We start from the raw sequence: 16,489 nt of genomic DNA, 5'->3' as shown, positions 1-16,489 counted from the left end.
CTGGACTTTGCTCAAAGACACAGCCAAGCTCAAACCGGAGGCGGCAGCTGAACTGGATGCGTTGATGGCCAAGATGACCGTCAAACGCACGGCCAGGGCGTGGTCCTACAAAGAGCAGTTGCGTGAGATCCTTGATCGAAAGCAGATCAACGTTGTGCGAACCATGCTGGATCACTGGTGCACATGCGTGATGCGCTCCAAGGTCGAACCGATGAAGGACGTTGCCAAGATGATCCGCGCTCATATGGAAGGCATCGTGGCCTGGGCGCAGACACGCCAGACCAACGGATTCCTCGAAGCCATCAACGGTTTGTTCCAGGCATCCAAGCGTCGTGCGCGTGGGTTTACGCGAATCACAACGATCAAGACTGTCATCTTCTTGATCGCCGGGAGACTCGACTTCCACGCTATCAATCCTCATGCTGGGCAACCCACTTGAAATTCATCAGAGCCTGATTTTGTTCATCAACATCATTGGCGGATTGACCATCGGCATGTTGCAACACGACTTGAGTGCCAATCAGGCTGCCAACACTTATATTTTGTTGGCTGTAGGAGATGCACTGGTCGCTCAAATTCCAGGCTTGTTGATTTCCATCTCTGCGGCCATGGTGGTGTCACGCGTTGGCAATGAGCAAGATGTTGGCCGGCAAGTGGCTGAGCAAATGTTAGGTTCGCCCCTCGTGCTGGGCGTTACGGGAAGCTTGTTAGTGGTGCTGGGTCTGATACCGGGCATGCCACTGCTGGTTTTTTTCCCCATCGGTGGTTTGATTGCATTTGCGGCCTGGCGAAAGTCTCAAAAACCCATCCTGAACTTGGAAAACTCCAGCACAGCACCAGTCCCTGTTGACAGTGAAGCGAGCTGGGACGATCTGCAACCCGTCGATCCGCTTGGACTGGAGTTGGGCTACAGGTTGATCACTCTGGTGGACAAAGACAGACAAGGTGATTTGCTCAGTCGAATCAAAGGTGTACGGAAAAAATTTGCCCAAGAAATGGGCTTTCTTCCGCCTTCTGTGCATGTCAAAGACAATTTAGATCTCAAGCCCAGTGCTTACAACATCACACTGCGGGGCGTCGTCATTGCAAGCGGCGAGGCGTTTCCGGGTCAGCACTTGGCCATCAACCCAGGCGGGGTCAGTGTGCCCTTGATCGGAAACCCGACCACAGACCCTGCTTTTGGTCTGCCTGCATTTTGGATTAATGAGAACCAAGTCGAAAACTCATTGTCACTCGGATTTACGGTGGTGGATTGTGAAACCGTCATGGCCACACACCTTTCACACTTGATGCAAATCAATGCTGCACGGCTGCTCAGCCGCACGGAGACTCAGCAATTGGTCGAGCACATCACTGCATTGGCTCCCAAACTGATTGAAGAAGTGGTGCCGAAATCGATTTCAATCCCAGTGTTTCAAAAAGTATTGCAGTTGCTATTGAACGAATCTGTTCACATCCGAGACATGCGCACCATCATTGAAACCTTGGCTGAATTTAGTCAGATCACTGATCCAGAAGAACTGTCCCGAAAAATTCGAATTGCATTGGCGCCCGCAATTGTTCAGCACATTTATGGGACTGTGAACGAACTCGAAGTCATGGCCTTGGACCCCGCGTTGGAGCGAATGCTGATGCAGGCACTGACCAACCCCAACGGTGGTCAAGCCCTGGACCCTGGGGTGGCCGATATGTTGAGCAAATCAGCCATTGAATTGAGCCGCCAGCAAGAGGACAACGGTATGCCCGCTTGTCTTTTGGTTCCTGACCCTATCCGCTTACAAATTGCGCGACTGCTGCGGCGCATTGTGCCCCGTCTACAGGTTTTGGCCCACAGTGAAATACCTGAAACCCACAGCATTCGAATAGGCCCGATTTTGAGAGGTAACACATGATGAATATTCAAAAATTTTTAGCACCAAACGCCCGGGCCGCCATGAATAAGGCGCGACTGGCATTTGGTGAGGCCACCATGATTTTGTCCAACCGCGATGTGCCTGGTGGTGTGGAGATCACGGCCGCAGCACAAGAGTCTGCACCACCGAGTTTGCCTTTGCCAAAGCAAACGTCAACACCAGCGAATGACGAAAGAACCAGCGTTGCCAACGGCACCGAAGCAATGGCCATGAGCACGTTGTCATTTCAAGATTTTGTGCGAGAAAGGCTTTTGCGCAAACAGCATCAAGAGAACAATCAAAGAAAGCAAGACGCCAGTCACATGGCGACATCGGAGAGCCCACAAAAATTAAACGCAACTGGCCGCAGCATGGAGAACACGGAAGCGATCTCTCCAGCGCTTGATTTGCGTAATGAATGGAAAAACCTGGACCCTACAGCGACAACGTCCACCCCCAACCTGATGTCGGAGTTGAAAGATCTCAGGGCCATGGTGGAGGAACGATTTAGCACCATGGCATGGTTGTCGCAAACCAAGCAGAAACCGGCGCATGCGGATTTAACGCATCGTCTGTTGCATGCGGGTTACTCTTCCAAACTCATCCGTGAGATTCTGGAACAACTGCCCCAGGGTGGATTGGTCAAGCTTCGCGCCGACATGCAAGCCGTTGCACAGCATTTGTCGCGCTGTGTTCAAACCGATTTGGCAGGTCCGAGTTTGATTGAGCAAGGCGGTCAAATGTTGGTCGTGGGCAGCAAAGGCGTTGGCAAAACAACGGCTGTAGCCAGTTTGGTGGCGCAATGCGCGGTAATGCATGGCCCCGCCAGCGTAGGCTTGGTCACACTGGACACCCGTGCCATGCTGGGCAATGAGACCTTGCGGCAACTCACCCGGGACACAGGAGTTGTCGCACATTTGGCACACGATGTGGCCGCAGTCAATGACCTGTTGAACCTGTGGCACAACAAACACCTGGTGTTGGTGGACACCCCTGGAATTTCACTTCACAACAGCAAACCGCCCTCCAAACAAGCCAAACCTTTGATGCCAAATTTGCACCGCCTGTTGGTCTTGAACGCCACGGCCCAAGTCGAGGTGAATCAAGCCAGTTTGAAAGCTTTTGAGAACTGCGTTTTGGCGGGTGCACTTCTGAGTCACATGGACGAAGCCTTCAAACTAGGCCCACTTTTGGACATGTTGATTTTGAATCAAGTGGTGGTGCGCGGCTGCACTCAAGACCAGCCATTGGCGCAAAACTGGTCACGGGCAAATCCACTGCATTGGGTTTCGCAATCGTTGCGAACAACTCAAAAAATCCACATCGACTTGCAAGATTCGGAGCTCCAAAATTTGTTTGCCAAACCTCGCGCAAGTCGGCGGCAAAGAGCGCTGACAGACAACCGGCTTTGATCCTGCACGATGTACAACTTCAAGGGCCAGCCCAATATCAACAGCTTGCTCAAGCAACACAGTTTGATGGTCAAGCGCATTGCACACCACATACACGCCAAGCTGCCTGCCAGCGTCGAGGTGGACGATCTGATTCAAGTGGGCATGATGGGCTTGGCCGATGCGATTGCCAAGTACGACAGCCAGCATGGGGCACAGTTTGAAACTTATGCCAATCAACGCATCCGAGGAGCGATCCTGGATGAGTTGCGCAGCACGGACTGGATGTCACGCACTTCACGCAGAGAGCACAAAAGCATTGAAAAAGCGATCCAAAAAACTGAGCAAAAACTAGGTCGAGAGCCTGGCGAGCAGGAGATCGCCAATGAACTGGGCATCACCCTGAGCGCTTATCAAGAGATGCTTTCAAAGTCTCGTGGAATCCAGTTGCTTTATTTGGATGAATTGACGGGGCAGGTCGATGGCGACGATGGTTTTTTGGACCGTTTCATCAGCGACTCGGAGGCCGATCCTTTGCATTTGCTTGAAAAACAAAAAATGAGACAGGCCTTGGTCGATGCCATCGGTCTTTTGCCTGAGCGAGAGCAGCACATCATGAGCATGTACTACGAACACGAGATGAACCTCAAGGAGATGGCCGCAGTTCTGGGTATTACCGACTCCCGTGTCTGTCAACTGCACAGCCAAACGATTGCTCGGCTGAGGCAGAAATTGAAAAGCAGCTGAACTCCATTCGATGCTGACTCACGAGTCGCTTCATGTGAAGCAGGCGTTTATGGCGCCAAGGTGTGTGAAGGCACAGACGTCTGCATCGTCCGTTTCTATGCTGAACGGCCTTGGCCTGTTTGCGCTGTGTTGGTGTGGGCAGGGTCCAGGCAATCACCGATCACGACAAGGAGTTCAGCAATGTCAACGAAACACTTCTACCGATTCATGAGCGCTGTGACCTTGGCCACCGCAGCCATGGGCCTGGCCGCCTGTGCAGGCATGTCTCAGCAGGAAAAAAATACTGCTATCGGCGCTGGCGTGGGGGCCATTGGGGGCTCGATCCTGACTGGCGGCAGCACAACGGGCACCGTCGGCGGCGCTGCTGTGGGCGGCGTGATTGGTCATGAAATTGACAAGTCCAAAGACGCACCCAAGAAGTGAGTTGCCAACATGCTCGAAACAATTGCCGTTATTTTGCTGGTGCTGTGGCTGGTGGGCTTGGTGTCTTCCTACACCATGGGAGGGTTCATCCACATTCTTCTGGTCATTGCCGTTGTGGTGATTTTGGTGCGTTTGATACAGGGCAGGCGCCTTTGAAAAATTGGTTGCACCCATCGGTCGGCATTCGCAAAGTCTGACCTTGGTGCCTGCTGCGCAGGCACCAAGTCGGTCAAGGCGGTGTTAGATCACACGCAATGGCGTTATTTCAATCTTCATGTACGGGTAGTACGGCAACTTTGAAAGTTTTGCGTCCGCTTCTTGAGCATCTTGCGCAATCAGAACCAGGTAAATGCCTGCGACATCGTGTTTGATGTACGAGGCCAGCAAGCTGCCATCTGCCTCCCAAGTCTTGACCATGGCTTGCTCTGCGGGCAGCAAGCGCATGCGGGTGTCGTTGTCCAAGCCTTGCAACAAAATATCCACCATGAACTTTTGCATTGTTTTTTCGCCTTATTGGCAGGGTGTTGAATGAAGGTGAACCTTGATGGGCGAACCAAAAATTAGGCGTTTGCTGGGTCGAGCGTGGGATAGTCCACATATCCTTGGGCCTGGCCACCGTACATGGTGGCGCGATCAGGCTGGTTGAGCGGTGCACCGCGTTTGAAGCGTTCGGGCAAGTCGGGATTGGCCAAGAACATCGCCCCGAACGACACCGCATCAGCGCCCCCTTGATCAATGACTTTTGCGGCACTGTGTTGGTCATAAGCTGTATTGAGCAAAAGCAAACCTGTAAACCGTTGGCGCACGCGTGGTGCCAAGGGGCTCACGCCTTCAGGCAGTTGCGCCGGTTCCATGAAATGCAAAATGCCCAGCTTGCGCGCTTCGAGCTGCTCAACCACATACAAATAGGTTTGCTCTGGCTGGCTGTCGCTCATACCGTTGTAAGGAATGCGAGGCGACAGTCGCACAGAAACCCGATCTGCACCCCAAACGGCGATCACGGCATCGGTGACTTCCAGCAAAAAGCGGGCACGGTTTTCAATGGAGCCACCATATTCATCGGTGCGTTGGTTGGAGCCATCTTCCAAGAATTGGGCCGGCAAATAACCAAAAGCGCCATGGATTTCAACCCCGTCAAATCCTGCATCTTTGGCAGCCTGTGCGCCCACCTTGAACTGCGCAATTGCCTGCTGGATATCGTCAAGCGTCATGGCTTGCGGGGTCACCGTGTCTTGGGGGCCTTGTGGGGTATAGACCTGTCCTTGAAAACCAATGGCCGAAGGTGCCAGGGGGAGCTTGCCGCCGTGGAATTCAGGGTGAGAGACACGACCCACATGCCACAACTGAGCGAAGATCAAGCCATCTGCACCGTGAACAGCGTCAGTGACACGTTTCCATCCCTGAATTTGCGCTTGCGTATGAATGCCCGGCGTGAAGACATAACCGATGCCCTGCTCACTCACTTGGGTGCCTTCGGTGATGATCAGGCCTGCCGATGCACGTTGTGTGTAGTACTGAACCATCAGTTCGTTAGGCACGCGCTCTGCGGCACGCGAGCGCGTCATGGGGGCCATGAATACGCGGTTTTTGAATTCAAATGGCCCATGGCTGAAGGGTCTCAATAGGTTTTCTGTCGACACGATAAATCCTTTGAAGTGATGAAGTAAAAGTTCAATGGACAGATCGTATGCTGTATCATTTTTAAAATATATAGTCAAAATCAATACGGAAAGTTTCAAATTTGAAACAGTTAAATTTCCAAGCCCTGGCAGATTTCAATCTGGTTGCCCGTCACGAGGGCTTTGGCAAAGCCAGTCGCTCCAGTGGTCGCTCCAAAGCTTCTTTATCCAGGCATGTTGCCGAACTTGAAGAGGGTATAGGGGTGCGCTTGCTGGAGCGCGTGGGCCGTTCATTTCGGCTGACTGAAGAGGGCAAAACCCTGTACAACCGAACGGCAGGTTTGCTGGAAGAAGTATCGGATGCTGCGCAAGAATTGACCGAAGGTCGGGGCGAGCCAAGGGGGCGGTTGCGCGTCAGTGCGCCTGTCACATTTGGCAATGCAGCCATCGGTAGGCTGGCCGCCGAGTTTGCAGCTCGCTATCCTGACGTTCAAGTAGAAGTCACGGTGGAAGACCATGCCGTCGACTTGATCGCGGACGGCTACGACGTGGTGATCCGCGTCAACCCCAAGCCTGACGACGAGTTGGTCGGGCGGTGTTTCTTTCGCGACAGGCTTGCGGTCGTTGCAGCCCCATCGCTGGCTTTTCCAAAAGCGAGTACTGCTTCGGACCCCATGCCCAGCATTCCCGCTATTGTTGGGATTGGCATGCCCGACAGCGGCACATGGACCCTTCGCAGCGGCGAAGTCACTCAGACCCTTTATCGACACGCTGTCCTCAGATTGCCCAACCCCATCACCATCCGAGACGCCGCGATCGTGGGCATAGGTGCAGCCATTTTGGCGAGGAATTTCATTGAAGAAGATATTGCGCAAGGAAGACTGGTGTGCTGGGGTGAGGTGCCTGAACGCACCGTAGAAATCTGGATCCTGCATTCGTCTCGCCGTTTGGTCAGTAGCAAAGTGGCCGCTTTTGTGCGGTTTTTATGTGATGTCTACGCCGAAAAACAGGTGGGTTTGAATGGGCTGCCTACGCCGGGGTCAAGTGCTCGCTGACATCAGCAAAGCTGCGCAACAGACGTTTATGGATTTACCAAAAAATTATCCAAGCGGGAATGTGTTTGGACATGAAAAAAGCCTGCACCTCCCACCAGGTGCAGGCTTTTTTTCAAGGTGCTCAGCGTTGTTGTTGTGATCCTGTGACTTCCACTTCAACACGACGGTCAGCGCGCAGACAAGTGATCAGGGCTTGGGTGGCCTTGTTGCCTTTGCAGTCGCCGGGTTGGGTGTCGGGCTGGCTGGAGCCCACACCGGTTGCCGTGACTTTGTTGGCGGGGATGCCACCGATTTGTACCAGATAATTTTTCACCGCTTCGGCGCGCTTTGTGGACAGCTTTTGGTTGTATGCCTTGCTGCCCAAACGGTCGGTGTGCCCCGTGATCTGGATCGCCTCGACGTTGACGGTTTTAAGCTCCTCAAGCAGTTTGTCCAAAGCTTGTTTGCCATCGGCTTGCAGGCTGTCTTGGTCAAAACCAAACAAGGAGTCGGCCTCCAACTTCACCTTGACCCAAGGCTTGGGTGCAGGCGCTGGAGGGGGAGGTGGTGGCTCTGGTGGCGCCACCACGGGTGCCTGTGCCACCACGGGTTCGGGGGCCGGGGCCACATACGGGGCCGGGGTGTAGGCCACGGGCGTGCTTTGCACGGGGCCGCCAAAGCGATAAATCAAAGCGAGCGAGACTAAATCCACATCGGCTCGTTTGCCCATGACATTGTCGACTCGGTAACGCTCAGCTTCCAGACGCATGGTCAGGGCTGGGCTGAAGGCGTATTGCGTGCCAAAGCCGTACTTGTAGTTGGTGTCGTTATTGGTTTTTGAGGAAGTGCCACTGGCTGCAGCACCGGAGCCACTGAAGCTGTCTTTCGTTTCAGCATAGGCTGCGCCCACACGTCCCAGCAAAGACCAGCGGTCAGTGATGGGTAAAGTGCCCACCAAATCCAGGTTCAGACCTCTGATGCGCGAAGTACCCGACAAGGTCCCTGCAGGCGTGGTATTAGAGGAATATCCAAAACGGCCAAGATCAAAGTAACCGGTTTCAATCGCCCAAAAAGGACTCATGGGAAAACCCACAAAGGCCTTGTAGCCCGTGTCCCGGCGGTCTTCCGTCAGGGTCCTGGTGGTCAGGCCCAGTTCTTCTGCCTTGCGACGGCTGTCAAAGTACGCTTTGGAATCGCCCGCGCTGAGACCCAAATACATGCCCGTGTTGGGGGTCACGTCTTGGGCATGCACCATGGCGCTGGCAAGAACAGACAAGACCAGCAATGCTGGTCGGGTTGTGAAAATCAAGTTTTTCATTTCTCTTGCTCCAAAAAAAGGCGAAATGCCTGTGTCGAAAAGGGAGGAGGTACAGAAGACCTCCGTGCTTCGGGCTTCACGGTGCTGCGTCGCGTTCGGCTGGGGGCTGATGCGAAGCCGCTCGGGCTTTGGCCTGTAGCCAGCGTTGCACCAGAATCAGCCACGCCGGGTCGCGTAAAGCGTCCACCAATCTGGCGCGTGAAACAGCCAGACGCTGCGCGGGCGTCAAGTCGTGACTCATGACGTTTGCGCTTGTTGGATCGCCAGAAGGTCCAGCTGAATTTGGCATTTGATGTCGTCCATGAATGGGCGTACTTGCACGCTGCGAGCCCAAGCCCAGCACAGTCCACTGAGGCCCAAAAGGATCAATGGCAAGGCCAGCAAGACCCAGGCATGCGGCGCGTCGTTCAGGGGCAATGCACTCCACAACAACAAGGCCACACCGCCCAAAATCAAAGCCAGCAGCAAGTTCAGTGCGCTGAGTGAATACATCACCCAACGGTTTTTCAAGGCGCACAGGTGATCAGCCCATGCCTGGCTGGCCAAATCTGCGTAGCCTTGAGCATGAACTTTGAGCAATTCAGGAGGCAACACCAAGAGTTTGAACAGCAGCTTGAACATCAGGGCTTGTTGGAATTCATGTACCAAGACACAGCCAATGCCACCGCAGCACCCGTACCTGCTGCAATCAACAAAGATTTGAGGGGCGCATTTTGGACGTAATGCTCAGCGTTTTCGCGCACACGATGAGCGCCGATTTCCAGTTGCTCTTGCGCTTCATGGGCAGCGTCTTTGCCTTTTTGGGCCAATTCCTGCGCCGTGTCGCTGACGCGATCCGCGATGCGGTGAAGCACTGGGCGTGCTTCATCAATGACATCGCTAACTTTGCCGCTGAGGTCTGCACCCACAGCTGACATTTTTTCTTGAGGAGTTTTGAGGTCTGACATGATGGCCTTTTCAGTGAATAAATGAAGAAGAAACTTCACTGTAAAAAGGACTGGCGGTGATGTCTGTTGTCTGCCACACCGTGATGAATATGCCCTTGAAACACCAGTCAGCGCCTGTGCAAGCCCACGCACTGACGCCACACCCGGGCAGACCTATCTTGGGCTTGACTTGGGCTTGGCGGCGACAGTGCTGTGGGTCCTCGTTTGTGGCCCAGCGCAGTCTGGGTCGATTTCAGTGCATGAACGACAGGACTTCATCATGATCAAAAAAATCACCTTGGCCGCATTGGCCACTTCATTGGCCCTTTTGGCCGCTTCGGGTTGCGCGGTGTCTCGCGGGCAGGAATCGGTCGGCTCTTACATTGACGACTCAGGCATCACGACGGTGGTCAAGTCGCGGTTTTTTGAAGACAAAGATGTCGCCGGTTCCTCCATCAGTGTGGAAACCTTGAACGGCACAGTCATGTTGTCGGGCTTTGCCAAAAACGCTCTGGAACGCAACAAGGCGGAAAGCATTGCACGTGGCGTCAAGGGAGTCACCTCGGTCAAAAACGAGATCACCATTCGCCCTTGACCCTTAGGGGCGTCGCCCTCGCCGCGATCAACCCTCGCAGACCACCACCCATCGCCCAGGCGGTGGGGGTTCAGGCAAATACCGAAGCGCTTCCAACAAAGGCCCAGCGCCCACTTTGCACGCCATATCCAGCAGGCTAGTTTCCCAGGGGAGGGGGTGCTCCTGCCTGTGGCGTGACCATTCCAGTCACAATCGACGTCTTCGACCGTCAGGGCCTGCGCCTGACATCCAAAACTTCTCCCCTTCCTTTGTGACATGAGCCAGCCCACCCCGTCTTCTTCTGTGCAACATCTGGCATTGGGATGGTTTTCCATGGTGCTGGGCTTGAGTGGCTTGTCACTGGCCTGGCACCGTGCGCAGCCCTTGCTGGGCGATCTGGCCTGGCGGGCGTCGCTGGGCATCGGCGTGCTGGCGGGGGTTGTTTTCGGGGCCTTGCTGCTGGCCACGCTCTGGCGTGTGCTGCGCCATGCGTCGGCTGTGCGCGAAGACCTGGCGCACCCGGTGCGCCATGTGTTTGTGGCGGCGGTGCCCACCTCTTTTGTGCTGGTGGCCACGGTGATGGTCACCCTCTTTGGCCCCAGTGCACTGGCCCATGGCTTGTGGCTGTTGGGTTCGGCTTCGCTGCTTTTGGCCACCGTCTGGGTCGTTCAGCGCTGGCTGCATGCCGGGCGGACACCCGCGGCCATTTGGCCGGGTATGACACCGGCCTTGTTCATTCCGGTAGTGGGCAATGTGCTGCCGCCGCTGGCTGGTGTGGCTTTGGGGCACCCAGCCTGGTCTGCCGCCCAGTTTGGCGTGGCCGTGCTGCTGTGGCCGGTGGCTCTGACCCTGGTGCTGGTGCGCATCGGCATGCTTGGCCTGTGGCCCGAACGCTTGCTGGCCACCACCTTCATCACCATCGCCCCGCCTGCCCTGGTGGGCTTGTCGGGCAGTGTGCTCGGGGCACCTGGTTTGCTGGTGCACATGGCCTGGGGCGTGGCCCTGTTTTTCACGTTGCTGTCGTTGACGGTGTTGCGCCGCAGCCTGTCGCAGCCCTTTGGCGTCGCGTTTTGGGGCATGTCATTCCCCCTGTCAGGCTTTGCCGCCTTGACGCTGCACCTGGTGCCCGATGTGCCGTGGCTTCAAGCGCTGGCGCTGGTGTGGCTGGGCTGCGTGAGCCTGGTGATCGCACTGCTGCTGTGGTGGACCCTGCAAGGGCTGTGGCAAGGCCGCCTGCTGCAAGCCGAAGTGGCGCCTGCTGCGCCATAGGCCAAGGTCGGACTCTGCGAGTGCCGTCCTTCGGGCTGCATGAGCCCCCTGATTGACGGGGCTTGGGTTTGGCGAATCTGTGTCATGAAAGGTTGAGCCTTTTGACGTCTTCTGCGTTGCTGGGTTCGGTGTCTTGCTCAAGCGCTCTGAGCTTGTCCATGAACGCATCGCTCAGCGTGTTGCCGTCGTCATTGAATTGCGTGCCCAGGCCCCAGATGCGGGTGTTTTCGGTCAGGGGATAGATGCGCACATCGTCTGCAGCTTCGTCAATGAGTTCACGCAGGCGGTCGATGATGTTTTCGACCTGTTGGCGTGTGCCTGCCAGCAAGTACACCGAGTATTGCAATCGCACCCCCTCTTGCCGCAAAAAGCGCCAAACGCGTTGCAGCCGTTTTTTGTCACGGATGTCGTGGGCCAGCAGCCAGCGCTGTGCGTGGCTGTGGGGAATGGACTGCATGCGGTGGGTTTTGGTGGCCATGGTGTGCGACAAGGTGCAGGGGCTTCAAAGCCAGTGGCTGCGCAGGAATTGTTCAAACGCATACATCAGTTGCCCGATGCGTTGCTGCCAGTGGGCGGCGTGGCGTTCGTAGTGGCGAACGGCCCAGGGCGTGAGCTTGTCGGCTTCGGGCAACAGCGGCGCATGGTGCAGGTCGGTGTGCGCGTGCAGGCCAATCACTTGCCCCAAGTCTTCGATCAGGTTGAGCCCCGGGCGGTGCCAGGCCAGCAGCTCGGGGGCGCTGGTGGCTTGGGTCAGTTGGGCGGCCAGCTCGTGTTGGGCCAGCAGGGCCAGGGCATCCACTTGTTGGGCACAGCCTTGGCTGTGTTTCACAAAATGGGCATTGCACAGCGCCGTTCTGGGGTTGTGGCGTGCGGCAGCGGTGGTAGGAACGCCGCACAAAAGCAAGGTTTGCGCGGCGGTGGCGGCGTGTTGCTGAGCCAGCCATTCGGCGTAGTGGGTGGGCCAGGCTTGGTCGTCCAGGGCGTGCGTCAGCAGTTGGCGCAAGCTGGTTTCTTTGCGCCGAGCGCCCAGGCACCAGCCCAGGGTTTCGCCGTTGGTATCCACCACTGCCAGGGGAATGCCGCTTTTCATGCAGGCCATGAGGGCGCGGGCGCTGATGTCCAGCGTGCTGCTGCACACGATGCGCGAGACGTGGTGCAGCGGGATGCGCCGCTCTGGCAAATCTTTGCGCTCGATGCGCAGCCGTTGGGCGCTGTCCAGGTCCAGGCGCTGGGCGCTGCCGTTGTGCAGATAAAGGGGCAGGGCGTTCATGGCAGGGGTGTGCAGGGCGCGGTGTTGCATGGCTCGGTCCTATCCGTTTGGCTGGGTGGCTTGTGTGGCGGTGTTGGTGGCGTGTTCGGCAGGGCTGTCCATCAGGTGTGACCAAGCGGCTTGGGGGCTGCCATGCATAAGGGCCTTGTCCATGGCACGGGCATAGCGCAGCAGACTGCGCTGGTGGTGGTGCGCTTGTTGTTCCCAGGCGGGGTAAAAGTGCCCCCGGCCTGCTTTGCTCAGCAGGCAGGCACCCGCGCCATCGTGGCCAAAGTGCTCGGGACGCAAGTTGCCTTGACGAAACTGGTGCCAGACCCACAGGTCAATCAGCGGGCGATAGGGCTCCATCAGGTCGCAAGCCAGCGCGGCCCGGCCGTGGCTCAGGGTGTGCAAAGCGCCCAGAGCCGGGTCCAGCCCGGCGGCCCAGCAGGCGGCGGTGGCTTGGGCATACAGCATGGTGTAACTGAGCGACAGCACCGCGTTGACCGGGTCACGCGGCGGGCGTCGGTTGCGGCCGGTGGCCCCCAAGGCCGGTGCAAAGCCGCTGAAATAGGCCTCGAAATACATGGCGGCGGCGGCACCTTCCAGCCCGCGCAGCTGGTCCAGCGAGTGGGCTTCTGTGTCTGCGCTTTGCAGCGTGGCCAAGATGCCCGCCAGGCGCTGCTGCCCGTCAAACAGGGGTTTGCGGATGTCGGGCCTGAGCGCTGCCATGTGTTGCAAGGTGGCGCGTTGGCGCTTGACTTTGCTGTGGATGATGCCGTGCGCCAACTGGGCGCAGGCCTGCGGCTGGCTGAGGGTAAGCACCTGTTGCCAGCGGCGGCGGGCGTCGTTGTGCGGCGTGCCGGTGATTTGGGCAATTTTTTGACCACCGCGCCCACCCAGGGCAATGAGGTTGACACCGCTGTCGGCCAAAGCGCACAGCACTTTGCTGCTGAGCTGCGTGTCGGTGCGCAAGACGATGCGGTCCAGGTATTTGAGGGGCAGACGGCGGTCGGCCTCACCATTCGGGGTGGCGATGTGCAGCACGCCAGTCTGCACGGTGAGTTGGCTGCCTTGGCGGTCGATGTAGAGGGTGCTCATGCTGGGCTTTCGGTGTGTGGGCTTGTGGTGCCGGTGTTCAGGCGATGTGGAAGTAATCGGCGCTGTCGATGGGCTCTGCCTGGCCCAGTTGCAGGCTCTGGCTGCGGCCATCCAGGCGGATGAAGACCACACGGTCGGTGTCGTTGTGGATGCGCTGGCGCATTTGGGCCAGCAGGGTTTGCAGCTCGGCCACGCTGAGCCAGCATTCGTAAAACGACTTTTGCCCACCCAGCGCGTGGTGCTGCACGTCGCGCAGGGCGCGGCGGCGAATGGGGTTTTCTCGGATGTCGTAACCCACCAGGAACAGGTGACGTGTGTTCATGCCGGTCAGTGTCGCGGGCTTTTGCGAAAGCGCGGTAATTGGCAAGCTTGCCGATCAATGCTTTTGCACTGACTTCATAATTTAAAATTTATATATGATGTTTTAAAAATTTTAATGCGTTATAAAATCAGCTTTATGAATCAAGTTGACCACTTGCCAATGCCTGTCACGCGCAGCCTTGCCCGCTTAGGGCAAGCCATCTCCATGGCAAGGCGGCGCAGGCATTTTTCTCAGCAAGACCTGGCTGAGCGCATCGGCGCATCGGTGACCACGATCAGGCGCATGGAGGCCGGTCACCCAGGCACGGCGCTGGTGCATGTCGTCAGGGCCATGCAGGTGTTTGGCGAATTGGGTCAGCTGGACCAACTGCTCGACACGCCCCAGGACCCGATTGGCCTGGCCTTGATGGATGAGCAGTTGCCCCAGCGCGTGCGCAAGTCGCGCAAGTCACCAGAGTCCGGAGCGTTTTGATGGCTGCGCAAAATGCGTTCAAACCGGCGCAAGTGCGCAAAACCCTGGATGTTTTTTTGGGCCAAGCCGAGAACCCGGTGGGGCGTCTCATTTTTGTCAAAGACGGACAACGCGAGTTTTCTCAGTTTGCGTACAGCCCACAGTGGTTGTCGCACCCAAGATGTTTTGATGTGTCCCCAGACCTGAGCCGCGTGTTGGGTTACCAACTGCACAAGCCACACACCCAAAACGACAGTTGTTTTTGGGGGGCGCTGGCCGACACCGAACCAGACGCCTGGGGCCGACGGGTGATCGCGCGGGCGCATGCCAAAGCCCGTGCCAAAGATGCATCACTGGCACCACTGACCGAGCTGGATTATTTGGCTGCAGTGGATGACGTCAGCCGCATTGGGGCGCTGCGTTTGCGCAGCGAAACTGGGACCTACCTGCGCAGCGTCTCGGATGGCGAACGCAGCACGCCCGCGTTTTTGGAGCTGGAAAAAATCCTGAGCGCATCCCGCGCTGTGGAGCTGAGCCGGGAGACGGTTGAGGACCTGGCCTATTTGCAGGGCAAGGGCACATCTTTGGGGGGCATGCGGCCCAAATGCACGCTGCAAGACACGGATAGCGCATTGTGTTTGGCCAAGTTCCCCAGTGTGGGCGATGAGCGTGCCGTGACGCGGGGTGAGGTGCTGGCCTTGCATCTGGCGCGTTTGGCAGGCATTGACAGCGCGACGGCGCGTGTGGTGTTGGTCCATGGCGATCCGGTCGCGATGGTCAAACGCTTTGACAGGACAGCTGAGCAACAGCGCATACCCTACATGTCCGGAGCCACCTTGCTGCAAGCGCGTCGTGATGATGAGCATTCGTACACCGAGATCCTGGATGTGATGCGTGCGAAGTGTGAGCATTTCACCATCGACGCCAGGCAGCTCTGGCGCAGGTTGCTCTTCAACCATCTGATCACCAACGTGGACGACCACCTGCAAAACATCGGCTTTTTGTACAGCGGCCATAACCTGTGGCGGTTGTCTCCAGCGTTTGACCTGAACCCGTTTCCAGACAAGGCGGCAGAGTCCAAAACCTGGTTGAGCGAGGACACGGGGCCGATCACGTCGGTGAGGCAATTGATGGCACAGGCGTTCCGTTTTGAGTTGTCGCCAGCGCAGGCCCAAACGGTTGTGGCCGAGGTGCTGGCCGCAGTTGTGCGGTGGAAAGAGGTGGCCATGTCGGCCGATGTGGGTTTGCAGGGTGCAGATCTGGCAGATTTCAGGCCAGCGTTTGAACACGCGGCCTTGCAAGAAGCCAAAACGCTGCTGGCCCAGGGCTGAAACGAGTGAGGTGGAGGCCCATAAGGTTTCTGGGTCCCGACCCGCTTGCTCCAGTGTCAGCGTGCCGGTCTCGCAGTCTTGCGATGTGAGCATTGTCCAGACCCGCTGGGGCAATCCCCTGATTTTCGGGGCTTGGGTTTGGCCTTGAAGAAAGCATGACAGCAGCCAAAGCCAAGGGTCTTAATCCCCTGAATATCGGGGCTTGGTTTTGGCCTTGCCATTGAGCAGTTCACTGGGGGCGAGGTGTCTTAATCCCCTGAATATCGGGGCTTGGTTTTGGCGATTGTGTACCGTCTTGCGCCAGTGCATACCGTCTTAATCCCCTGAATATCGGGGCTTGGTTTTGGCAACTTCGTAGCACAACTGACAAAGCGCATTCAGTCTTAATCCCCTGAATATCGGGGCTTGGTTTTGGCGATGCAGTTGATTTGTTGAATTCAAAAATTGGTCTTAATCCCCTGAATATCGGGGCTTGGTTTTGGCCATCTAAAAATGAGGCTGATGCCTTGGCTGCGGAGTCTTAATCCCCTGAATATCGGGGCTTGGTTTTGGCGCGTTTGGAATCAAGGACTTAGCTGAAATTCATGTCTTAATCCCCTGAATATCGGGGCTTGGTTTTGGCCACGAAACCCGTTATACCGTAACGCTGGCACTCAACGTCTTAATCCCCTGAATATCGGGGCTTGGTTTTGGCAACCAGCTTGGAGCGCATCGCCGATTCTTTGGGTCTTAATCCCCTGAATATCGGGGCTTGGTTTTGGCGTCACACCGTTTCGGTATTCGACGGCGAGGAGTGGTCTTAATCCCCTGAATATCGGGGCTTGGTTTTGGCAACGACGACAA

21 protein-coding genes, 1 pseudogene and 1 CRISPR repeat array (1 of these 23 only partly in view) are annotated in these 16,489 nt (G+C 56.7%); of the genes and pseudogenes, 11 read left to right on the top strand and 11 right to left on the bottom strand.

Features of this window, described 5'->3' with window-relative positions; genetic code table 11:
- Positions 1 to 439 (top strand): transposase (locus AMM33_RS17040; protein WP_194945526.1); only part of this gene is annotated, 439 nt, incomplete at its 5' end.
- A gap of 13 nt (positions 440 to 452) precedes the next feature.
- Positions 453 to 1,892, top strand: a pseudogene (locus tag AMM33_RS17035) (FHIPEP family type III secretion protein); the annotation flags it as partial.
- Between the two features lie 7 nt (positions 1,893 to 1,899).
- On the opposite strand, the gene AMM33_RS22075 reads toward AMM33_RS17035, so the two are convergent.
- Positions 1,900 to 2,124, bottom strand: a complete 225-nt coding sequence (locus tag AMM33_RS22075) for a hypothetical protein (RefSeq protein ID WP_194945525.1) — start codon at positions 2,122 to 2,124, stop codon at positions 1,900 to 1,902.
- 232 nt (positions 2,125 to 2,356) lie between these two features.
- On the opposite strand from AMM33_RS22075, the gene AMM33_RS17030 reads away from it, so the two are divergent.
- The 4 genes from AMM33_RS17030 (at position 2,357) to AMM33_RS22070 (ending at position 4,609) form a co-directional block, all read left to right on the top strand.
- Positions 2,357 to 3,304, top strand: a complete 948-nt coding sequence (locus AMM33_RS17030) for a flagellar biosynthesis protein FlhF (RefSeq protein ID WP_194945524.1) — start codon at positions 2,357 to 2,359, stop codon at positions 3,302 to 3,304.
- A 9-nt stretch (positions 3,305 to 3,313) separates the two neighbouring features.
- Positions 3,314 to 4,030: an RNA polymerase sigma factor FliA gene (locus AMM33_RS17025; protein ID WP_090142475.1), complete on the top strand. Its 717-nt coding sequence runs from the start codon at positions 3,314 to 3,316 to the stop codon at positions 4,028 to 4,030.
- 180 nt (positions 4,031 to 4,210) lie between these two features.
- Positions 4,211 to 4,453: a glycine zipper 2TM domain-containing protein gene (locus AMM33_RS17020; protein WP_090142474.1), complete on the top strand. Its 243-nt coding sequence runs from the start codon at positions 4,211 to 4,213 to the stop codon at positions 4,451 to 4,453.
- 9 nt (positions 4,454 to 4,462) lie between these two features.
- Positions 4,463 to 4,609: a lmo0937 family membrane protein gene (locus AMM33_RS22070; RefSeq protein ID WP_194945523.1), complete on the top strand. Its 147-nt coding sequence runs from the start codon at positions 4,463 to 4,465 to the stop codon at positions 4,607 to 4,609.
- An 84-nt stretch (positions 4,610 to 4,693) separates the two neighbouring features.
- On the opposite strand, the gene AMM33_RS17015 is transcribed toward AMM33_RS22070, so the two are convergent.
- A complete protein-coding gene (locus AMM33_RS17015) occupies positions 4,694 to 4,951 on the bottom strand; it encodes a muconolactone Delta-isomerase family protein (RefSeq protein ID WP_090142473.1) in 258 nt (85 codons plus the stop codon).
- A gap of 62 nt (positions 4,952 to 5,013) precedes the next feature.
- Positions 5,014 to 6,093 carry an alkene reductase gene (locus AMM33_RS17010; protein WP_090142472.1) on the bottom strand — a complete coding sequence of 360 codons (1,080 nt, stop codon included), beginning with the start codon at positions 6,091 to 6,093 and terminating at the stop codon, positions 5,014 to 5,016.
- Positions 6,094 to 6,194: 101 nt separating this feature from the next.
- Between AMM33_RS17010 and AMM33_RS17005 the strand changes: the two genes are divergently transcribed.
- Positions 6,195 to 7,127: a LysR family transcriptional regulator gene (locus tag AMM33_RS17005; protein WP_090142471.1), complete on the top strand. Its 933-nt coding sequence runs from the start codon at positions 6,195 to 6,197 to the stop codon at positions 7,125 to 7,127.
- A 121-nt stretch (positions 7,128 to 7,248) separates the two neighbouring features.
- Here the strand turns inward: AMM33_RS17005 and AMM33_RS17000 are convergent, their stop codons facing one another.
- The 4 genes from AMM33_RS17000 to AMM33_RS16990 form a co-directional block, all read right to left on the bottom strand.
- Positions 7,249 to 8,424: an OmpA family protein gene (locus AMM33_RS17000; protein ID WP_090142470.1), complete on the bottom strand. Its 1,176-nt coding sequence runs from the start codon at positions 8,422 to 8,424 to the stop codon at positions 7,249 to 7,251.
- A gap of 76 nt (positions 8,425 to 8,500) precedes the next feature.
- Complete coding sequence (locus tag AMM33_RS22065) at positions 8,501 to 8,665, bottom strand: hypothetical protein (RefSeq protein ID WP_194945522.1); 165 nt, start codon at positions 8,663 to 8,665, stop codon at positions 8,501 to 8,503.
- Positions 8,662 to 9,045, bottom strand: coding sequence for a hypothetical protein (locus tag AMM33_RS16995; RefSeq protein ID WP_090142469.1), 384 nt, complete (start codon positions 9,043 to 9,045; stop codon positions 8,662 to 8,664). Before AMM33_RS16995 ends, AMM33_RS22065 begins: the two co-directional genes overlap by 4 nt.
- Complete coding sequence (locus AMM33_RS16990) at positions 9,045 to 9,371, bottom strand: ElaB/YgaM/YqjD family protein (protein WP_090142468.1); 327 nt, start codon at positions 9,369 to 9,371, stop codon at positions 9,045 to 9,047. Before AMM33_RS16990 ends, AMM33_RS16995 begins: the two co-directional genes overlap by 1 nt.
- Before the next feature lie 259 nt (positions 9,372 to 9,630).
- On the opposite strand from AMM33_RS16990, the gene AMM33_RS16985 reads away from it, so the two are divergent.
- Complete coding sequence (locus tag AMM33_RS16985; protein WP_090142467.1) at positions 9,631 to 9,945, top strand: BON domain-containing protein; 315 nt, start codon at positions 9,631 to 9,633, stop codon at positions 9,943 to 9,945.
- A gap of 255 nt (positions 9,946 to 10,200) precedes the next feature.
- Positions 10,201 to 11,193, top strand: a complete 993-nt coding sequence (locus AMM33_RS16980) for an SLAC1 family transporter (protein ID WP_090142466.1) — start codon at positions 10,201 to 10,203, stop codon at positions 11,191 to 11,193.
- A gap of 82 nt (positions 11,194 to 11,275) precedes the next feature.
- On the opposite strand, the gene cas2 is transcribed toward AMM33_RS16980, so the two are convergent.
- Genes cas2 through AMM33_RS16960 form a run of 4 tightly spaced genes read right to left on the bottom strand, consistent with a single transcriptional unit; the run spans position 11,276 to position 13,865 of the window.
- Positions 11,276 to 11,671 (bottom strand): CRISPR-associated endonuclease Cas2, encoded by a 396-nt coding sequence (gene cas2, locus AMM33_RS16975; protein WP_228768202.1) that lies wholly within the window; start codon positions 11,669 to 11,671, stop codon positions 11,276 to 11,278.
- Between the two features lie 24 nt (positions 11,672 to 11,695).
- Positions 11,696 to 12,493, bottom strand: a complete 798-nt coding sequence (locus AMM33_RS16970; protein ID WP_090142465.1) for a CRISPR-associated endonuclease Cas1 — start codon at positions 12,491 to 12,493, stop codon at positions 11,696 to 11,698.
- A gap of 9 nt (positions 12,494 to 12,502) precedes the next feature.
- Entirely contained in the window at positions 12,503 to 13,543 is a 1,041-nt protein-coding gene (gene cas1, locus AMM33_RS16965; protein ID WP_194945521.1) for a CRISPR-associated endonuclease Cas1, read from the bottom strand.
- Positions 13,544 to 13,580: 37 nt separating this feature from the next.
- Positions 13,581 to 13,865 carry a CRISPR-associated endonuclease Cas2 gene (locus AMM33_RS16960; protein WP_090142463.1) on the bottom strand — a complete coding sequence of 95 codons (285 nt, stop codon included), beginning with the start codon at positions 13,863 to 13,865 and terminating at the stop codon, positions 13,581 to 13,583.
- 135 nt (positions 13,866 to 14,000) lie between these two features.
- Here AMM33_RS16960 and AMM33_RS16955 point away from each other — a divergent pair, with 135 nt between their 5' ends.
- Together AMM33_RS16955 and AMM33_RS16950 are read left to right on the top strand one after the other, a co-directional pair.
- Positions 14,001 to 14,336, top strand: a complete 336-nt coding sequence (locus AMM33_RS16955; protein WP_090142462.1) for a helix-turn-helix domain-containing protein — start codon at positions 14,001 to 14,003, stop codon at positions 14,334 to 14,336.
- Entirely contained in the window at positions 14,336 to 15,646 is a 1,311-nt protein-coding gene (locus AMM33_RS16950; RefSeq protein WP_090142461.1) for a type II toxin-antitoxin system HipA family toxin, read from the top strand. The genes AMM33_RS16955 and AMM33_RS16950 overlap by 1 nt, the downstream gene beginning before the upstream one ends.
- 107 nt (positions 15,647 to 15,753) lie before the next feature.
- A CRISPR array of direct repeats spans positions 15,754 to 16,489; the repeat unit is 36 nt; unit sequence GTCTTAATCCCCTGAATATCGGGGCTTGGTTTTGGC (it continues 2,339 nt past the right edge of the window).

Origin of the sequence: Limnohabitans sp. DM1, assembly GCF_001269385.1 — a bacterium.
Classification (GTDB): domain Bacteria; phylum Pseudomonadota; class Gammaproteobacteria; order Burkholderiales; family Burkholderiaceae_C; genus Limnohabitans_A.
Note: the sequence above shows the minus strand (reverse complement) of the source record. Positions and strands in the feature narration are given on the sequence as shown.

Excerpts from the sequence above, each read along its gene's own strand:
- AMM33_RS22075 (WP_194945525.1), bottom strand. The coding sequence starts at position 2,124 with ATGGCCATTGCTTCGGTGCCGTTGGCAACGCTGGTTCTTTCGTCATTC.
- AMM33_RS17030 (WP_194945524.1), top strand. The coding sequence starts at position 2,357 with ATGTCGGAGTTGAAAGATCTCAGGGCCATGGTGGAGGAACGATTTAGC.
- AMM33_RS17025 (WP_090142475.1), top strand. The coding sequence starts at position 3,314 with ATGTACAACTTCAAGGGCCAGCCCAATATCAACAGCTTGCTCAAGCAA.
- AMM33_RS17020 (WP_090142474.1), top strand. The coding sequence starts at position 4,211 with ATGTCAACGAAACACTTCTACCGATTCATGAGCGCTGTGACCTTGGCC.
- AMM33_RS22070 (WP_194945523.1), top strand. The coding sequence starts at position 4,463 with ATGCTCGAAACAATTGCCGTTATTTTGCTGGTGCTGTGGCTGGTGGGC.
- AMM33_RS17015 (WP_090142473.1), bottom strand. The coding sequence starts at position 4,951 with ATGCAAAAGTTCATGGTGGATATTTTGTTGCAAGGCTTGGACAACGAC.
- AMM33_RS17000 (WP_090142470.1), bottom strand. The coding sequence starts at position 8,424 with ATGAAAAACTTGATTTTCACAACCCGACCAGCATTGCTGGTCTTGTCT.
- AMM33_RS22065 (WP_194945522.1), bottom strand. The coding sequence starts at position 8,665 with ATGAGTCACGACTTGACGCCCGCGCAGCGTCTGGCTGTTTCACGCGCC.
- AMM33_RS16995 (WP_090142469.1), bottom strand. The coding sequence starts at position 9,045 with ATGTTCAAGCTGCTGTTCAAACTCTTGGTGTTGCCTCCTGAATTGCTC.
- AMM33_RS16990 (WP_090142468.1), bottom strand. The coding sequence starts at position 9,371 with ATGTCAGACCTCAAAACTCCTCAAGAAAAAATGTCAGCTGTGGGTGCA.
- AMM33_RS16985 (WP_090142467.1), top strand. The coding sequence starts at position 9,631 with ATGATCAAAAAAATCACCTTGGCCGCATTGGCCACTTCATTGGCCCTT.
- AMM33_RS16980 (WP_090142466.1), top strand. The coding sequence starts at position 10,201 with ATGAGCCAGCCCACCCCGTCTTCTTCTGTGCAACATCTGGCATTGGGA.
- cas2 (WP_228768202.1), bottom strand. The coding sequence starts at position 11,671 with ATGGCCACCAAAACCCACCGCATGCAGTCCATTCCCCACAGCCACGCA.
- AMM33_RS16970 (WP_090142465.1), bottom strand. The coding sequence starts at position 12,493 with ATGCAACACCGCGCCCTGCACACCCCTGCCATGAACGCCCTGCCCCTT.
- cas1 (WP_194945521.1), bottom strand. The coding sequence starts at position 13,543 with ATGAGCACCCTCTACATCGACCGCCAAGGCAGCCAACTCACCGTGCAG.
- AMM33_RS16960 (WP_090142463.1), bottom strand. The coding sequence starts at position 13,865 with ATGAACACACGTCACCTGTTCCTGGTGGGTTACGACATCCGAGAAAAC.
- AMM33_RS16955 (WP_090142462.1), top strand. The coding sequence starts at position 14,001 with ATGAATCAAGTTGACCACTTGCCAATGCCTGTCACGCGCAGCCTTGCC.
- AMM33_RS16950 (WP_090142461.1), top strand. The coding sequence starts at position 14,336 with ATGGCTGCGCAAAATGCGTTCAAACCGGCGCAAGTGCGCAAAACCCTG.